Origin of the sequence: Streptococcus sp. 10824, from assembly GCF_013276595.1 — a bacterium.
Classification (GTDB): domain Bacteria; phylum Bacillota; class Bacilli; order Lactobacillales; family Streptococcaceae; genus Streptococcus; species Streptococcus pseudopneumoniae.
This window is the reverse complement of record NZ_VMLH01000054.1, coordinates 1-13,864: the sequence shown is the minus strand read 5'-3', so window position 1 is coordinate 13,864 and position 13,864 is coordinate 1. Positions and strand designations below refer to the sequence as shown.

The 13,864-nt window shown below is 39.6% G+C and carries 17 protein-coding genes and 2 pseudogenes; 3 read left to right on the top strand and 16 right to left on the bottom strand.

Features of this window, described 5'->3' with window-relative positions; genetic code table 11:
• Positions 1-8 precede the first annotated feature (8 nt).
• The 10 genes and pseudogenes from HT701_RS05270 to HT701_RS05225 form a co-directional block, all read right to left on the bottom strand.
• A complete protein-coding gene (locus HT701_RS05270) occupies positions 9-266 on the bottom strand; it encodes a hypothetical protein (RefSeq protein WP_138705620.1) in 258 nt (85 codons plus the stop codon).
• Positions 263-478: a hypothetical protein gene (locus tag HT701_RS05265; RefSeq protein ID WP_101514539.1), complete on the bottom strand. Its 216-nt coding sequence runs from the start codon at positions 476-478 to the stop codon at positions 263-265. The genes HT701_RS05270 and HT701_RS05265 overlap by 4 nt, the downstream gene beginning before the upstream one ends.
• Positions 471-737, bottom strand: a complete 267-nt coding sequence (locus HT701_RS05260) for a hypothetical protein (RefSeq protein WP_138705618.1) — start codon at positions 735-737, stop codon at positions 471-473. Before HT701_RS05260 ends, HT701_RS05265 begins: the two co-directional genes overlap by 8 nt.
• A gap of 150 nt (positions 738-887) precedes the next feature.
• Positions 888-1,037: a hypothetical protein gene (locus HT701_RS05255; RefSeq protein WP_166727420.1), complete on the bottom strand. Its 150-nt coding sequence runs from the start codon at positions 1,035-1,037 to the stop codon at positions 888-890.
• Positions 1,024-1,170: a hypothetical protein gene (locus HT701_RS05250; RefSeq protein WP_000438875.1), complete on the bottom strand. Its 147-nt coding sequence runs from the start codon at positions 1,168-1,170 to the stop codon at positions 1,024-1,026. Before HT701_RS05250 ends, HT701_RS05255 begins: the two co-directional genes overlap by 14 nt.
• A gap of 3 nt (positions 1,171-1,173) precedes the next feature.
• Positions 1,174-1,602, bottom strand: a complete 429-nt coding sequence (locus HT701_RS05245; RefSeq protein ID WP_050302876.1) for a hypothetical protein — start codon at positions 1,600-1,602, stop codon at positions 1,174-1,176.
• Positions 1,603-1,756: 154 nt separating this feature from the next.
• Positions 1,757-1,930 carry a hypothetical protein gene (locus HT701_RS05240; protein WP_000075008.1) on the bottom strand — a complete coding sequence of 58 codons (174 nt, stop codon included), beginning with the start codon at positions 1,928-1,930 and terminating at the stop codon, positions 1,757-1,759.
• A 272-nt stretch (positions 1,931-2,202) separates the two neighbouring features.
• Positions 2,203-2,829 (bottom strand): Rha family transcriptional regulator, encoded by a 627-nt coding sequence (locus HT701_RS05235; RefSeq protein ID WP_050241225.1) that lies wholly within the window; start codon positions 2,827-2,829, stop codon positions 2,203-2,205.
• Positions 2,820-3,206, bottom strand: a pseudogene (locus HT701_RS05230) (BRO family protein); the annotation flags it as partial. The pseudogene HT701_RS05230 and the gene HT701_RS05235, both read right to left, overlap by 10 nt.
• A gap of 137 nt (positions 3,207-3,343) precedes the next feature.
• Positions 3,344-3,541 (bottom strand): helix-turn-helix transcriptional regulator, encoded by a 198-nt coding sequence (locus HT701_RS05225; protein WP_119919623.1) that lies wholly within the window; start codon positions 3,539-3,541, stop codon positions 3,344-3,346.
• A 221-nt stretch (positions 3,542-3,762) separates the two neighbouring features.
• On the opposite strand from HT701_RS05225, the gene HT701_RS05220 reads away from it, so the two are divergent.
• Positions 3,763-4,383 (top strand): helix-turn-helix transcriptional regulator, encoded by a 621-nt coding sequence (locus HT701_RS05220; RefSeq protein WP_119919622.1) that lies wholly within the window; start codon positions 3,763-3,765, stop codon positions 4,381-4,383.
• Positions 4,384-4,567: 184 nt separating this feature from the next.
• Complete coding sequence (locus tag HT701_RS05215; RefSeq protein WP_023935916.1) at positions 4,568-5,236, top strand: Fic family protein; 669 nt, start codon at positions 4,568-4,570, stop codon at positions 5,234-5,236.
• 447 nt (positions 5,237-5,683) lie between these two features.
• Here HT701_RS05215 and HT701_RS11445 read toward each other — a convergent pair.
• Positions 5,684-5,797 (bottom strand): annotated as a pseudogene (locus HT701_RS11445) (antA/AntB antirepressor family protein); the annotation flags it as partial.
• Between the two features lie 339 nt (positions 5,798-6,136).
• On the opposite strand from HT701_RS11445, the gene HT701_RS05205 reads away from it, so the two are divergent.
• Positions 6,137-7,303, top strand: a complete 1,167-nt coding sequence (locus HT701_RS05205) for a site-specific integrase (RefSeq protein ID WP_050227128.1) — start codon at positions 6,137-6,139, stop codon at positions 7,301-7,303.
• 184 nt (positions 7,304-7,487) lie between these two features.
• Here the strand turns inward: HT701_RS05205 and sodA are convergent, their stop codons facing one another.
• From sodA to HT701_RS05180, 5 genes are all read right to left on the bottom strand, one after another.
• Positions 7,488-8,093: a superoxide dismutase SodA gene (sodA, locus tag HT701_RS05200; protein WP_000974746.1), complete on the bottom strand. Its 606-nt coding sequence runs from the start codon at positions 8,091-8,093 to the stop codon at positions 7,488-7,490.
• 362 nt (positions 8,094-8,455) lie between these two features.
• On the bottom strand, positions 8,456-9,493 hold the full coding sequence (gene holA / locus HT701_RS05195; RefSeq protein WP_050261898.1) for a DNA polymerase III subunit delta: 1,038 nt from the start codon (positions 9,491-9,493) through the stop codon (positions 8,456-8,458).
• 33 nt (positions 9,494-9,526) lie between these two features.
• A complete protein-coding gene (locus tag HT701_RS05190) occupies positions 9,527-10,462 on the bottom strand; it encodes a dihydroorotate oxidase (protein WP_000255155.1) in 936 nt (311 codons plus the stop codon).
• A gap of 327 nt (positions 10,463-10,789) precedes the next feature.
• Positions 10,790-11,980 carry a methionine adenosyltransferase gene (gene metK / locus HT701_RS05185; RefSeq protein ID WP_120007932.1) on the bottom strand — a complete coding sequence of 397 codons (1,191 nt, stop codon included), beginning with the start codon at positions 11,978-11,980 and terminating at the stop codon, positions 10,790-10,792.
• 361 nt (positions 11,981-12,341) lie between these two features.
• Positions 12,342-13,685 (bottom strand): DEAD/DEAH box helicase, encoded by a 1,344-nt coding sequence (locus HT701_RS05180; protein ID WP_054393092.1) that lies wholly within the window; start codon positions 13,683-13,685, stop codon positions 12,342-12,344.
• Between the last annotated feature and the right edge of the window lie 179 nt (positions 13,686-13,864).

The following is a 13,864-nucleotide window of genomic DNA, read 5'->3' as shown; positions in this document are numbered from 1 at the left end:
CCACCTCCTTAACTTTTATTTACAAAGGTTATTTGTCCGCTCGCTACCCCTTGCAAAATAGCTTTTTGAGTCTCTATGATTGTATCCAAGGTTTTCAAGATAGCTGTCTCAGCCTCTAAATCCAACGCTTGTTTTGTCAACAAGCCCCTAGTTACAGCTAACGTTGTTGCATTGTCCATACACGTAGCTAGAAAAATCTCTTTAGTAAAATAAGGTTCATCTGGTATTTTTTCACTATCAAGGTATATCTTCACTATGTAACTCATTCCATCCCTCCGTAAACTCTTACCCCTGCAAGCTGGATATATCGCCCATAATCAGGATTTAAATCCTCGCTAGGTGTTTCTATCGTCTGTTGGTTTTCTCGCTCTATTTGGGCGCTTTTTTTACGGTCTCGGTGGTTTAGATAAAGTAGTAAGCCAATCAATACCACGATTAAGACAGCAGCCTGTGTGTTGCTTATATCTAACTCATTCATGTTTTTCCTCCAATTCTTTGCGGTACATTCCGATAGTATTAACTAGATTTTCCTTTGTCTTGATAAGACAATCATAAGCAAGGTTAAAAATGGCGCTTTGCGTGTTATATTCCAAGGCTAAAAGTAGGGTCTTCTCTTGGTTGCTCATGTTTTTACTAAAAAAATGAGAAGTAGCCTCTAAAGCATTTTGAGCGGTGTTAAGTCCTAAGGTTAAATCATCTAGTTCATCTAAAATATTTTTAATTTCTTCTTTTGTCATGTTTGTTTCCTTTTTTTGTCTTTTACTATCCAGGATATCCTCACGCTTAGACTCGCCAAGTTGAAAGCGTGAGAAAGTACCAGTTTAAAGAGTTGGCGCTCTATGCTTTTCAAAACCTTTTCTAATTTGCTTGCCTGCTCTTCGGTTTTCTTAGTTTTTATTCATTTCGTTTACGGCTTTATCTGCTAGCCGTTGCCATTGTTTTCTAAATTCTTGTTCATCTATCCGCCCATGGAGAAAATCGCTTAGGGCGTAAGTTGCACGGCTGTAAAATCGCTTGGCTCTATCATAATTTGTCATTCTTTGCCTCACTTACTGCTTTTACTACCTTTTCTCTTAGTTTTGTAAATTCTTCGATAAATTCATCTTGAGATATAACCCCACGATTAAAAGTTATAATCAAGGCGCTTGCTCTTTTTGTGTATTGTTCCATCTGTTAGCCCTCCATCATGTCGTAAATTATAGCGCGGTGCTTTTTAGGGATATGCTTCATCGCGTCCAATATGTCACGCTCTGCTTTTTGTCGTGTTTCTGCTTTTACTGTTTTATCTTCTGCTATTTCAAAGGCGTTTTTTGCTACTTTGTAGTAGTCTAGTGATTGTAAAAAATGACCACGTTCAGACAGTTCTTTGTCTTCCAATTCCTCTTTTACCGTACCGTCCAAGAGTTCAAACTTGGAGTATACCCCTTTTTCTACTTCAAATCCTAGACGCTTGTTTTGTCTCAGATTGTAAAGGTTAACCCTGCAACTCTCCAAGTTGCGATAGCCTAATACTCCAGCGATTTCTTCTAAGTTTTTGCCCTCTAATTCAGGCAATTTTTCAGCAATATCCTTGAATTTTACTGCTTGATGTTGTTTTCCCATTGTATACCTCATTTTTTGGGTACGCAAAAAGCGCACTCTATTTCTATGTTTGACAAATAAGAGTACGCATGATAAGATATTTACGTACCTCATTCGTGGGGGCTGAGTCTGTTACGTTATCGCTTTGGTCGGTTGAGAACGTAGCAGGCTTCTTTTATTTTTGTGACTTTAAAAGTTGAATGCCTTTAACTATCGTGTCAGCTTTAGAAATATTCAAACTGTCAGCGACTTCTTGAATTTCGTTGTATTCGTCTGCTGTCAGTCTAACCTCTAATCGTTTATCACGCTTAGCATTTCCCTTTATAGGTCTTCCTGTTCTTGGGCTCATTATATCACTCCTTTACTTTTGCCCGTACTTTTATTATATACTTATGCACGGTATAATGTCAACCCCTAAACCGAAAAAAATTTAAAATCTTCCCAGCGTACCTTATTTTATTTTCAATGTACTAGCGGAAACCGCTGTATTATGCTATAATCTAGGTATAAATCTTACTAAAACCTCTTTAATAATAGCTTGTCTGCTTTTTGTTAAATTCGTTTTAGTCTTAGTGTGAAAGGCTTTGCGGTGTGGTTATTGCTAAGCCTTTTTTGTTGCAATCACGCGCTTCTTTGGCGTGTTTTTTTATTTCTGAATGCCATAGCCTTGATTTCCTGATAACTCATATTCAAGCCAATCATGGCTATTACCATGTCTTCAAAGGCTTGATATTGCTCCAGCTCGTCACTGGTCAAGCTATCGATGCCATTATAGCCTCCACGTTCTTCCCTTAACTGCTTAGCGTTCCTGTCGGTTACTGCTTTTAGTAGCAGGTTGTTCATAGTGCTATGCGCGTGCTTGGGTGCTTGTTCCCAGTTCTCAATACTGTCATGCAAGGTTTTTCTTTTTGGCTTTTCTAGCGCCCTCTGCATACGAAACTTAGAAAGCTCCTCACGCATTTCAAAGAAAGCTTTGACCAGGTTCATTTTGAATTTACGAACTGGTTCTGTATTTCGTAAGTAAGTGATTAACAAAGTAGCTTGTTGCTCGTTCAAAATATAATCTCGTACATTTTGCCCACTCTCTGAAGGTGAAATTTTAAATTGCACCTTTCCGAAGCTCTCAAAGTCCTCTCTGTGCTTATTCAGCAAAATCTTTAAATGTCTGTGCTTGATTTCTGCACATTCTGCAACAATGCTGCTTAATGTGTACGGCTCTTTCTTGCCGTCCATATAGACTAGTTCCATTGTGGTTCTACCTCCTGCATGAATCTGGTTAGCTTGCTTGTCAGACGGCTCTTCTCGTCCATATTCTGAGCCTCTGCAATGGCTTTGGCTAGTGTATAGATATAATACCGCTCTGCCTCTGCCAACGTGCCAGGGGCTTTTATAGTGGTCTGTGGTTCTTCCACCAATTCCCCAGCCATGTAGTAGCCATTTAGTCGGATTTCTTTCAGAATGTGCTTAACAACTTTTTTAAACTCTTTTGCTAGTGGTTTGCGTGACTGCGATAAAACTTCATAGACTCCGAACTCTGTCAACATATTCATTTCTCTTTTTTGACCTGCCCTAGATATTACATAGGTCAGCTTTTCATCATCATTTACCCGTTTTAGTAAATCCGTGAGTGGTTTGCATTTCATCGATGACCCTTGTATAGTTCCTCTTCATTGCTTGCCTGCCTTTCGTCAATCCCCAGTGGTAAAGCACCAGTGGAGTATCTTGTAGATGTAATATAGTATTGCGATTGTGTCGCTCCTTTCTATTCTTTCGTCTCTAGAAATTCATACAGCGTAACTCCCAAGTAACTAGATACTTTTTTTAACGTATCAAGACTCGGATTCTTTGCACGTTCATAGTACAAAGCCGTTAGAGTGCTTTTTGATAGCCCTGTTTCTCTTGCAACATCTGCCACCTTCAAGCGCTTCTTTGCTAAAATAACACGCATATTATTTTTCAAATACCTTACCCCTTTCCATTATCTTTAAAATCAACCTCCAGCAGAATAGATTGAAAAGTGTTGCACTGGAGATTGGTGTAATTTTTGTTCAACTTCAGTTGACAAAATCATTATATTGCAATTATTGTGCAATGTCAAGAGAAATATTAAAAATGATTGCACTTTTTTTGCACTCTTTGAAATTAATCGTGATATAATACATTTGAAAGGTGTTGATATAAATGAATAGATTGAAAGAACTAAGACAAGAAAAAAAGCTAACTCAACAAGAATTAGCGAATGAAATAGGGGTCACAAAAAGAACTTATATATATTGGGAAAAAGGTGAACGCCAAATTAAACCAGAAAAAGCCCAGCAACTAGCTGACTACTTCGGGGTAAGCGTTGGGTATCTGTTGGGGTATATTGATGATTCTGAAATATATGACGATGAAGTTGTAGTGGAGCCTGAAAAGGGGATGATTTTAGCTTACTCTTTGGAACGTTCTAACAAAAAGCTCCAAGAAAAGATGTTTAAAGACTTCATTGCATTTTTCCGTGATAACACTATCTTTGTCAGTGATGAAGAAATTTTATCTCTGTACTCCATGGTGCAGGCTATCAATCTTAATAATTCCACACCAAGAGGTACACATTTTACTAATTTACTTTTTTCTAATACCGACGAAGCCAAACAAATAATCAAATCTTACTCATTTGTTTTCGGTAACGAGTTTGCTAGAAATGATTTAGATGAGCAAATTCACGGGTATATCTCTGAAGAAACCAGAACAAAAGAAAAAACCGAAAAACTCTTGAAAGTCTTACAATCAGCATATGGCGAACGCGACTACCTAGATTAGTAAGATTACAATCGGCGAAGTCGTGAGTATATATAGAGAGAATTAAAAACTCCCCCATATTCGCCAATAGCAACCATCTTTTCATGGTCTATTGTGCAAAAACGGAGGAAAATGAAGAATAGAAAGCCGATTTTACAGACTAAAGCGCAAAAATGGGCAAAAGTGACAAATAGAAAGGAGAATTATGACCTACTCACAAAACTATCTGGACGATATACTGGTACGCATGGCCTACCATTCTAGCGGTATTGAAGGAAACACTATTTCCCTACCCGAAACCGTCAGCATTATCTTAGAAAGCACCTTGCCACGCAACGGCAAAAGTATTCGTGAGTTTTATGAGATTGAAAACCATAAACAGGCCTTTTCTTATCTCTTGGACTCATTGGCAAACCATCAAGCTCTTACTGTGGGGCTGGTTCAAGATTTTCACGCCTTATTAGTGGATAGGCTGCAACATGATCGCGGACAATTTAAGCAAGTTCAAAATGCCATTATCGGGGCGGAATTTCAAACGGCTAGCCCAGCAGAAACGCCCTACTTGATGACACAATGGGCGGATAATACTGCTTATCGTTTGGAGCATGCTCAGAATGAAAAAGAAGTATTAGAGATTTTAGCAGACACCCATATCCAGATTGAACGGATTCACCCATTTAGCGATGGTAACGGTCGTACTGGTCGCCTGATACTTATGTACTTGGCTATGAAGTATCTAAACGCTCCTATCATCATCTCAAAAGACTCAAGGGCGCATTATATGGAATTGTTAGCAAACCAAAATGTAACGGGACTAGCTGACCTCTTCAAAAAGTCACTGGACTACGAAAGAATACGAAAAAAACAGTTTTAAAACAACAAAAAAGACAAGCTAGCTGCTGCTGACTTGTCTAATATCGCCTGAACTGAAATAACGGGAAAGATTCAGGCGATTAGTAGCATCTTGAGAGATTGGAAGCAGAAAGGTCTGGTTACTGTTGAGTTGGGACTCTTTCAAACCTCTTAGTCTACGCTATTATTATACCACTCTTGCATTTAAAAAGTGACTGACGGCATTTCTCACGCTCATCAGTCTATAACTCTCTAATGAAGTATAATGCGGTATAATTTAGACGATTTTCAACACTTTGGCATTTTAGGAACGCTTAAAGCGCTCTAAACAATATCAAAAAAAATAAAACTCTTGAAATATTGGGGCTTGTATGCTAGAATGAAAGCATAAAGGGAAAAACAGTGCTTCTAGCATATGTAACTAAAAAGCCCCACCGTTACAGCGATGGGGTTTTTTGCTACTCTCCCACTGGATCATAGCAATTTCCTTGGCCATGTCTAGCTTGATGATGTGGTCAACTTTGTTGTGACCCCCTCGTCCTGTTTGCTGCTCATTTTTGAGATGCAAAAAATCTTGATTTTCTGTTTAAAGGGTTAAATGCTACTTGCTACGTCTCTTTATCTATAACTTGAAAAGCTCAGATAAGACGTTAACAAGTAACGGAGCTAGAAAAAGGGAAAACAACTCTAGCATATATAACACCTCCCTTCTCTAAATTGAGGGGGCGAAAACATTATATCAAAAACACCCATCACAAACAAGCTCATATAAGCCCCATATCCGCCTTGTTTCATATTCTGGTACAATTTACCGTCTGACTGCTTAAAATCGAAAATAGGGGCATTCTCGTAGTCCCTCGCATGGTATAAACTCAAAATCTTTTCTAATTGCTTGCCTGCTGATGGAAAAAGGAGTAAAACCATGAAAATAACAGAATACACCAAAAAAGACGGGTCTACAGTCTATCGCTCTAGCGTCTACCTTGGTATCGATACCGTAACAGGTAAGAAAGTCAAGACGACTATATCAGGGCGAACCAAGAGAGAACTCAAAGCCAAAGCGCTACAGGCTCAAATCGACTTTGAAAAAGACGGTTCTACAGTATATAAAGCAGTTGAGATAAAGACTTACGCCGAACTGGTGGAGAATTGGCTGGAAACGTACTGCCATACAGTCAAAAAGGCAACACTTACAATAATCAAGAGTAGACTAAATAACTATCTACTTCCAGCTTTCGGAAACTATAGGCTGGATAAACTTACGCCCCCAATTATTCAGCACCAGGTAAACCAGTGGGCAAAAGAGTACAATCAACTAGGCAAAGGTTACCAAGAATATCCGCAACTTAACTCGCTAAATAAACGAATACTTAAATATGCCGTATCCTTGCAAGTTATCCCTTTTAATCCTGCCCGTGATATTATCGTCCCACGGCGTAAGGCAAAAGAAGGGCAAAAACTGAAATATCTGGATGATGATAACTTAAAAAAATTCTTGACTTACCTGGAGCAGCTGCCAAACACTTACAAAAATTTCTACGATACGGTGCTATATAAGACGCTTTTAGCGACTGGTTTGCGTATTCGTGAGTGTTTAGCCCTCAAATGGTCTGATATTGACTTACAAAACGGTACACTAGACGTAAATAAGACTCTAAACTGTGAAAAAGAAGTCACTACCCCTAAAACTAAATCAAGTATTAGGGTAATTGACTTGGATAATAAGACGGTGCTCATGCTGCGGCTTTACAAAAATAGACAAGCGCAAGTTGGTAGAGAAATAGGCTTAACTTATGAAAAAGTATTTTCTAATTGCTTCGACGAATATAGAGACGCTAGGACGCTTAGGCATAGACTTGAGAAACATTTAAAACTTTCTGACTGCCCTCGTTTAACATTCCACGCCTTCCGCCATACTCACGCTAGTATCTTGCTCAATGCCGGACTGCCTTACAAAGAAATACAAACAAGGCTAGGGCATTCTCAAATATCAATAACCATGGATACATATAGCCACTTGTCCAAAGACAACAAGAAAAACGCTACTTCATTTTATGAAAAAGCCATTGAAAAATTAAAAAGTTCTTAAAAAGTCCACAAAAAGTTTAAAAATCCATTAGCTCAATTGTGAAAAGTAGCTATATCAAAGGCTTTGCACGTCATACTTGAAATAAAGCACATTTCTCATAAAAATAAAAAAAGTCTGACGATTTTGTCAGACCAGAATCTTATATCCTAAAAAAGAGAAGAACAATTCTTCCCTCCAACTATCATTATTTAGCAGCTGCGTACAATTCATCTACTTTATTCCAGTTGATTACTGAAAAGAAAGCTTTGATGTAGTCAGGACGCACGTTGCGGTATTTCACGTAGTAAGCATGTTCCCAAACGTCCAAGCCCAAGATTGGTTTTTTACCTTCTGAGATTGGTGTGTCTTGGTTTGCTGTTGAAGTCACTTCAAGTTTCCCTTCTTTGTTGACAACCAACCATGCCCAACCTGAACCAAAACGAGTTGTTGCTGCTGCAGTGAAGGCTGCTTGGAATTCTTCAAATGAACCAAATGTTGCATCGATTGCTGCTGCCAGTTCTGCTGAAGGAGCTGTTTTCTCGGGAGTCATCAATTCCCAGAAAAGAGCGTGGTTCAAGTGTCCGCCACCATTGTTGATAAGTGCTTGACGGATATCAGCTGGGATAGATTCTACATCAGCAAGCAAGGCTTCAAGGTCTTCACCGATTTCAGGGTGTTTTTCTAAAGCTGCATTGGCATTGTTGACATAAGTTTGATGGTGTTTGTCATGGTGCAAATGCATTGTTTCCGCATCGATGTATGGTTCCAAAGCGTCGTATGCATATGGAAGTTCTGGTAAGATAATAGCCATCTGTAATACCTCTTTTTCTTTCTATATGAAAATGATAACGCAAACATTCACTTTTTTCAAGTTTTTTGCTTATAGATAAGGAAATCACTGACATACTTTCTAATAATACTCTTCGAAAATCTCTTCAAACCGCGTCAACATCGCCTTGCCGTAGGTATATGTTACTGACTTCGTCAGTCTTATCCGGCAACCTCAAAACGGTGTTTTGAGCTGACTTTGTCAGTTCTATCTGCAACCTNNTTTGAGCAGCCTGCAGCTAGTTTCCTAGTTTGCTCTTTGATTTTCATTGAGTATAAAATAAGCAAATCAGCAAGAAACCCACGACAAGATAATCCTGACGCGGGTTGTAGTTTCAACAAATGTCAATTGACCTGACTAGCAATCTGTAAGAGTGCCTTTTCAAAAAGGAAACCTTTTTCATAGAGTCCTGTCTTAATCTGATAGTCTGTCTCAATCAAGTAGGAAATTACTTGCTTCAAAAAGCTCAAAGAAAGTCCTCTTGAATCTCTTAATGCAAACTTGATTTGATAAGGATTTGGGTTACGTCCCAGATAACTACCTAAACTACTTGCAATCTGAGATTCTGTTTGGCCAGACTCCGCCAAAATCTTCACCTGAGTAAAAGTCCGAAATTGTCCCAGCATGACTGCAATCAGTTTGATTTCATCTTCCCCTTGCAAGGTCAAGTCTCTCACCAAATCGCGCGCCTGATCCATCTTTTTAGTCAGAATAAACTGAGTTAAATCAAAAATATTGTCCTGCAAGGTCTTGGGAATTGCGTTAACAATATCCTCTTCCTCGATAACAGAATCCGCCTTATAGGACTGTAAAAAGAGGAGATTTTTCTGGATTTCGCTAAATTGAAAACCCGACTTGACGAGAAGATTTTCAAAAGAATTATTGGTAAACTGCAGACCTTCTTTCTGGCTCCACTTTTGGAAATACTGGCGTAATTCTTGTTCTTTGGCTTCTACTGCATCAAAGACCTTGGCATCACGCTTAAGTAATTTTACCAGCCGTCTTTTGCTATCCAGCTTTCCTTCCGCAAAGATCAACAACTTGGTTGTTGGTGAAGGGTTATCAAGGTATTCCTCAAACGACTTGAGTTCATCATCTGTTAAAAAGCGTTTCTTGGCTGTTGTGATATCTACAAAATGGTCTAATATCACGATTTTCTCATCCGCAAAGAAAGGAAGGCTGACTAACTCCAGTTCCACATCCTTGTAGACCACTTCTTTCATATCAAAGTAGGCAAAGTTGAGGTCAGCAGAATCATAGCCAATCTGTTTCAATACTTGACTCTTCATAACTTCAAACTGACCCTGATCTGTCCCTGTAAAAAGGCTCAGGCTAGGTAAATTTGATAAAGTCAACTTCTGACTCTCTTCAATGGCTAGCATCTTCTCTCCTTTCTTCTGATTTTTCGATTTAATTTAGTCAATATAGCGCAATTTCCCACGGAAATCTTCTAAGCTCTCGTATCCTTTTTCCGCCATGATTGCTTTTAGTTCATTGGTAATGCGGTCAAAGGCACCGACGCCTTCTTTGTGAAGGGTGGTTCCCACCTGCACCATACTCGCTCCACAGAGAATATGTTCAAAGGCATCACGACCAGTCAACACGCCACCTGTTCCAATGATTTGGATCTGGGGATTTAAGCGTTGATAAAAGGCGTGAACATTAGCTAAAGCAGTTGGTTTAATATACTCTCCACCAATCCCCCCAAAACCATTTTTAGGACGGATAACGACAGACTCATCTTCTATATAAAGGCCGTTTCCGATAGAGTTGACGCAGTTGACAAACTTGAGCGGATACTTGTTGAAAATAGCTGCCGCTTGGTCAAAGTGAACAATATCAAAATATGGTGGCAATTTAATTCCAAGAGGTTTCGTGAAGTAGGCAAACACCTCTGCCAAAATCCGGTCTGTTGTCTCAAAATCATAGGCAATCTGAGGTTTACCTGGAACATTTGGACAGGAAAGATTTAGCTCAGTCAGACCACGAAAATCACTCTCTTGGACTTTTTTCAAGATAGTATGGGTTTCCTCTGGAGACATACCGACTAGAGATAAGAAGAAAGTTCGGTTTGGCTCTTTTTCCTGTAAATCCAAAAGATAATCCAAATAATAGTCTAAGCCCTTATTTGGCAAGCCCATAGAATTGATAGAACCAAGTGGGACATCTTGATAGCGTGGCTCAGGATTTCCCTGACGAAAGTCCAAGGTTGCTGTCTTAGTAACAAAGGTTCCTGCCGCTGAGTTTTTGACCTCTTCTAACTCCTCTATCGTCATACAAGCCACACCTGCTGCATTCATCAAGCAATTGTCAAACTCAAAACCAGCAATTTGTGTTTTCGTTGATACCATGATTCTAATCCTCCAGATTCTTTTTATTGCTAATATTATACCATAATTTTAATTCTAGGTTTACTAGATCCTGTGGTTCTATCTATTTATTCGGAAAAGAAAGTCTAGTGCAGAAGTCATGCTATGGAAATAGCTAGTGTATTGGAAGTTTGAATAAGACTTGGGTCACAGACTTTTGAATGAAGTCCAAGCAACAAGGAGAAATCTCAACCTTTGTCATTTTTAAAGAAATACATGTAAATCTCTACTTTCGCAAAATAGATTTTCAGAACAGTATCCCAGTATAGTTAAAAACTATAAAAAAGAGGGGAACTCCCTCTTAAAATCTTATTTTACTGCTTCTTTCAAAGCATCTACCTTGTCCAAACGTTCCCATGGAAGGTCAATATCTGTACGTCCCATGTGTCCATAAGCCGCTGTTTGACGGTAAATTGGACGCTTGAGGTCCAGCATTTGGATAATTCCTGCAGGGCGAAGGTCAAAGATTTTACGGGCTACTTTTTCAAGCTTGCTTTCAGCTACTCTTCCTGTACCAAAGGTATCGATACGAACAGAGACAGGCTGCGCAACACCGATGGCATAGGCCAATTGCACTTCTGCTTTCTTAGCAAGGCCTGCTGCAACGATATTCTTGGCAATATAACGAGCCGCATAAGAGGCTGAACGGTCCACCTTAGTCGCATCTTTACCAGAGAAGGCACCACCACCGTGACGAGAGTAGCCACCATAAGTATCTACGATGATCTTACGACCAGTCAAGCCTGAGTCCCCTTGCGGTCCACCGATTACAAAACGACCTGTCGGATTGATAAAGAATTTTGTCTTATCATCGAGATAAGAAGATGGAATAACTTCTTTGATGACCTTGTCAATCACATCTTGATAGATTTGTTCATTAGTAGCCTCTGGATCATGCTGAGTAGAAATAACGACTGTATCTACACGTACCGGACGGTCATTTTCATCGTACTCAACTGTAACTTGTGATTTTGCATCTGGACGGAGATAGCTAATTTCTCCAGATTTACGAAGTTCTGCCAGACGACGAACCAATTTATGACTGAGTGAGATTGGCAATGGCATGAGCTCTTCTGTCTCATCCACTGCAAAGCCAAACATGAGCCCTTGGTCACCTGCTCCAATCAAATCAAGTGGATCTTGGTCTGCATTTCCACGAACCTCCAAGGCTTCGTTAACACCTTGGGCGATGTCAGGAGATTGTTCCACCAAAGATGGGTGTACTCCTACAGTCTCAGCAGAAAAACCATACTCTGTATTGGTGTAGCCAATCTCTGCAATGGTATCACGAACCACACGGTTAATATCCACATAAGCATTTGTAGAAATTTCACCAAAAACATGGACGGAACCAGTATATACAGCTGTCTCAGCAGCAACGTGAGCTTCTGGATCCTCTGCTAAAATAGCATCCAAAATCGCATCTGAAATTTGGTCTGCAATCTTATCTGGATGTCCCTCAGATACAGATTCAGACGTGAATAATTTACGTTCTGACATAAAAATGTCCCCCCTTAAAAATAGTGTTATAGAGTTACAAAGTACTGATAGGTATTTCCATTATCTAAGAGTTACGACGCGAAAGAAATAAAAACGATACTTTTTTATTTATGAAGCTAGTAAGGCGCATAGGGTGACCGCAATATGGCGGCAACCGTAGAAAGACGAGCGACCTTGGAGCCGTCAGTCTTTGCGAGTCACAAACTCTTCGTAATAAATACCTACCATCTTATCGGGACTATATAACTTTATCATTATACCATTTTTAAACACAATTTGCAGTCTTTAATGTGGTATTTCGGTTTAGATAGTTCGTTCTCATAAAGCAAAAAGTTGGAGCTCAGTACTCCAACGATTTCTATTAAAATGTTTGGCGTTTTGCTTTACGCTCTGCACGACCGCGAGCACGACTTTCTGCACGCTTGGTTTTACGGCGCTTTTCATCAACTGCCCATTGAATTTTCTTCTTATAACCCGGTTTGACTTTTTTCTTTTTCTTTTTAACCAAACCAATCATTTCGATATCGAGCTTATCTTGTTTTTTCTCACGGTTGGCACGACGATCACGGTCATAGGTATCTTGAAATTCCCCGTCTTTGACCATCTTCGGAGTAAATTTAATTCCTAATTTCTCCAACTCACGGATATCCGAGTCATCACTTGGCTGGTAAAGGGTAATAGCTGTACCTGGTAGGCCGTTTCGTCCAGTTCGACCAACACGGTGCACAAAGAAAGATAAGTCTTGCGGAATGGCATCATTGATGACATGGCTGACACCTTCAATGTCAATCCCACGCGCTGCCAAGTCTGTTGCGACAATGTACTCAAAATCCAGATTTTTCACTTGATTCATGATACGCTTACGCTCACGAGGGGCAATATCCCCATGAATTTTTGCCACCTTCAAGCCTTGAGTAGTCAGATATGAATGTAATTCATCAGCACGCGTTTTAGTGTTAACAAAAATCATTGCCAAATAGGGTTGCATCAACTGAGTCAACTGGTAAATTTGAGCATTCTTGTCACGTCCCTTAGTAGAAATCAACCAATTATCAATGGTATCAGAAATGACCGTTTTGGTCTTGATTTTCTCCATGACAGGATTTGACAAATATTTTTTCAAGAATGGTTGCAACTTTTGTGGAATAGTCGCTGAGAAGACCATGAATTGCAGGTCTTTTGGAAGGCTGCCAGCAATCTTATCAACAGTTTCCAAGAATCCCATATCCAAGGTCATGTCTGCTTCATCAACAACAAATGTCTTGGCTTTATGAATAGCTAAATCACCAGATTTAACCAAGTCGTAGATACGGCCTGGCGTTCCGATGACAATATGAGGCTGGTTGCTTGCCAATTTCTCAATCTGGCGAGCCTTATCCGTACCACCCACATAATTAACTACACGAACTTCCACTTCTGAGTGGGCAGCAATCTGACGGGCTGCTTGGTAAATTTGAGTAGCCAACTCACGACTCGGTGCAGTAATGACTGCTTGTACACTATCGCTAGCTTCATCTAGTTGCTGGAAAATCGGTAACAAGAAAGTGTGAGTCTTACCTGAACCTGTTTTTGATTCACCGACTAGGTCACGACCTGCCAAAACAATAGGAATCAACTTGTCTTGCACCTCTGTTGGAGTTATAAATTTCAACTCCTCCAAGGCTTCTCTAATATAGTTTTTAAATTGAAATTTCGTAAATGACATACTATCCTCGATTCTATCTATCTTACCAATTATACCATATTTTATTTCATTTCAGTAGTCTCACTTATTTAGGCTATTTCCAGTAGCTTCTCTAGTCAGAAAAAGGCTGGAACTTCATGATTCCAACCTCTTTTCATACTCAATGAAAATCAAAAAGCAAACTAGGAAACTAGCCGCAG

What these genes read in the sequence shown, in the direction of transcription:
- metK (WP_120007932.1), bottom strand. Translation starts at nt 11,980, where the DNA reads ATGTCAGAACGTAAATTATTCACGTCTGAATCTGTATCTGAGGGACAT.
- HT701_RS05220 (WP_119919622.1), top strand. Translation starts at nt 3,763, where the DNA reads ATGAATAGATTGAAAGAACTAAGACAAGAAAAAAAGCTAACTCAACAA.
- HT701_RS05265 (WP_101514539.1), bottom strand. Translation starts at nt 478, where the DNA reads ATGAATGAGTTAGATATAAGCAACACACAGGCTGCTGTCTTAATCGTG.
- sodA (WP_000974746.1), bottom strand. Translation starts at nt 8,093, where the DNA reads ATGGCTATTATCTTACCAGAACTTCCATATGCATACGACGCTTTGGAA.
- HT701_RS05240 (WP_000075008.1), bottom strand. Translation starts at nt 1,930, where the DNA reads ATGAGCCCAAGAACAGGAAGACCTATAAAGGGAAATGCTAAGCGTGAT.
- HT701_RS05270 (WP_138705620.1), bottom strand. Translation starts at nt 266, where the DNA reads ATGAGTTACATAGTGAAGATATACCTTGATAGTGAAAAAATACCAGAT.
- HT701_RS05235 (WP_050241225.1), bottom strand. Translation starts at nt 2,829, where the DNA reads ATGGAACTAGTCTATATGGACGGCAAGAAAGAGCCGTACACATTAAGC.
- holA (WP_050261898.1), bottom strand. Translation starts at nt 9,493, where the DNA reads ATGCTAGCCATTGAAGAGAGTCAGAAGTTGACTTTATCAAATTTACCT.
- HT701_RS05260 (WP_138705618.1), bottom strand. Translation starts at nt 737, where the DNA reads ATGACAAAAGAAGAAATTAAAAATATTTTAGATGAACTAGATGATTTA.
- HT701_RS05180 (WP_054393092.1), bottom strand. Translation starts at nt 13,685, where the DNA reads ATGTCATTTACGAAATTTCAATTTAAAAACTATATTAGAGAAGCCTTG.
- HT701_RS05190 (WP_000255155.1), bottom strand. Translation starts at nt 10,462, where the DNA reads ATGGTATCAACGAAAACACAAATTGCTGGTTTTGAGTTTGACAATTGC.
- HT701_RS05255 (WP_166727420.1), bottom strand. Translation starts at nt 1,037, where the DNA reads ATGACAAATTATGATAGAGCCAAGCGATTTTACAGCCGTGCAACTTAC.
- HT701_RS05250 (WP_000438875.1), bottom strand. Translation starts at nt 1,170, where the DNA reads ATGGAACAATACACAAAAAGAGCAAGCGCCTTGATTATAACTTTTAAT.
- HT701_RS05215 (WP_023935916.1), top strand. Translation starts at nt 4,568, where the DNA reads ATGACCTACTCACAAAACTATCTGGACGATATACTGGTACGCATGGCC.
- HT701_RS05205 (WP_050227128.1), top strand. Translation starts at nt 6,137, where the DNA reads ATGAAAATAACAGAATACACCAAAAAAGACGGGTCTACAGTCTATCGC.
- HT701_RS05245 (WP_050302876.1), bottom strand. Translation starts at nt 1,602, where the DNA reads ATGGGAAAACAACATCAAGCAGTAAAATTCAAGGATATTGCTGAAAAA.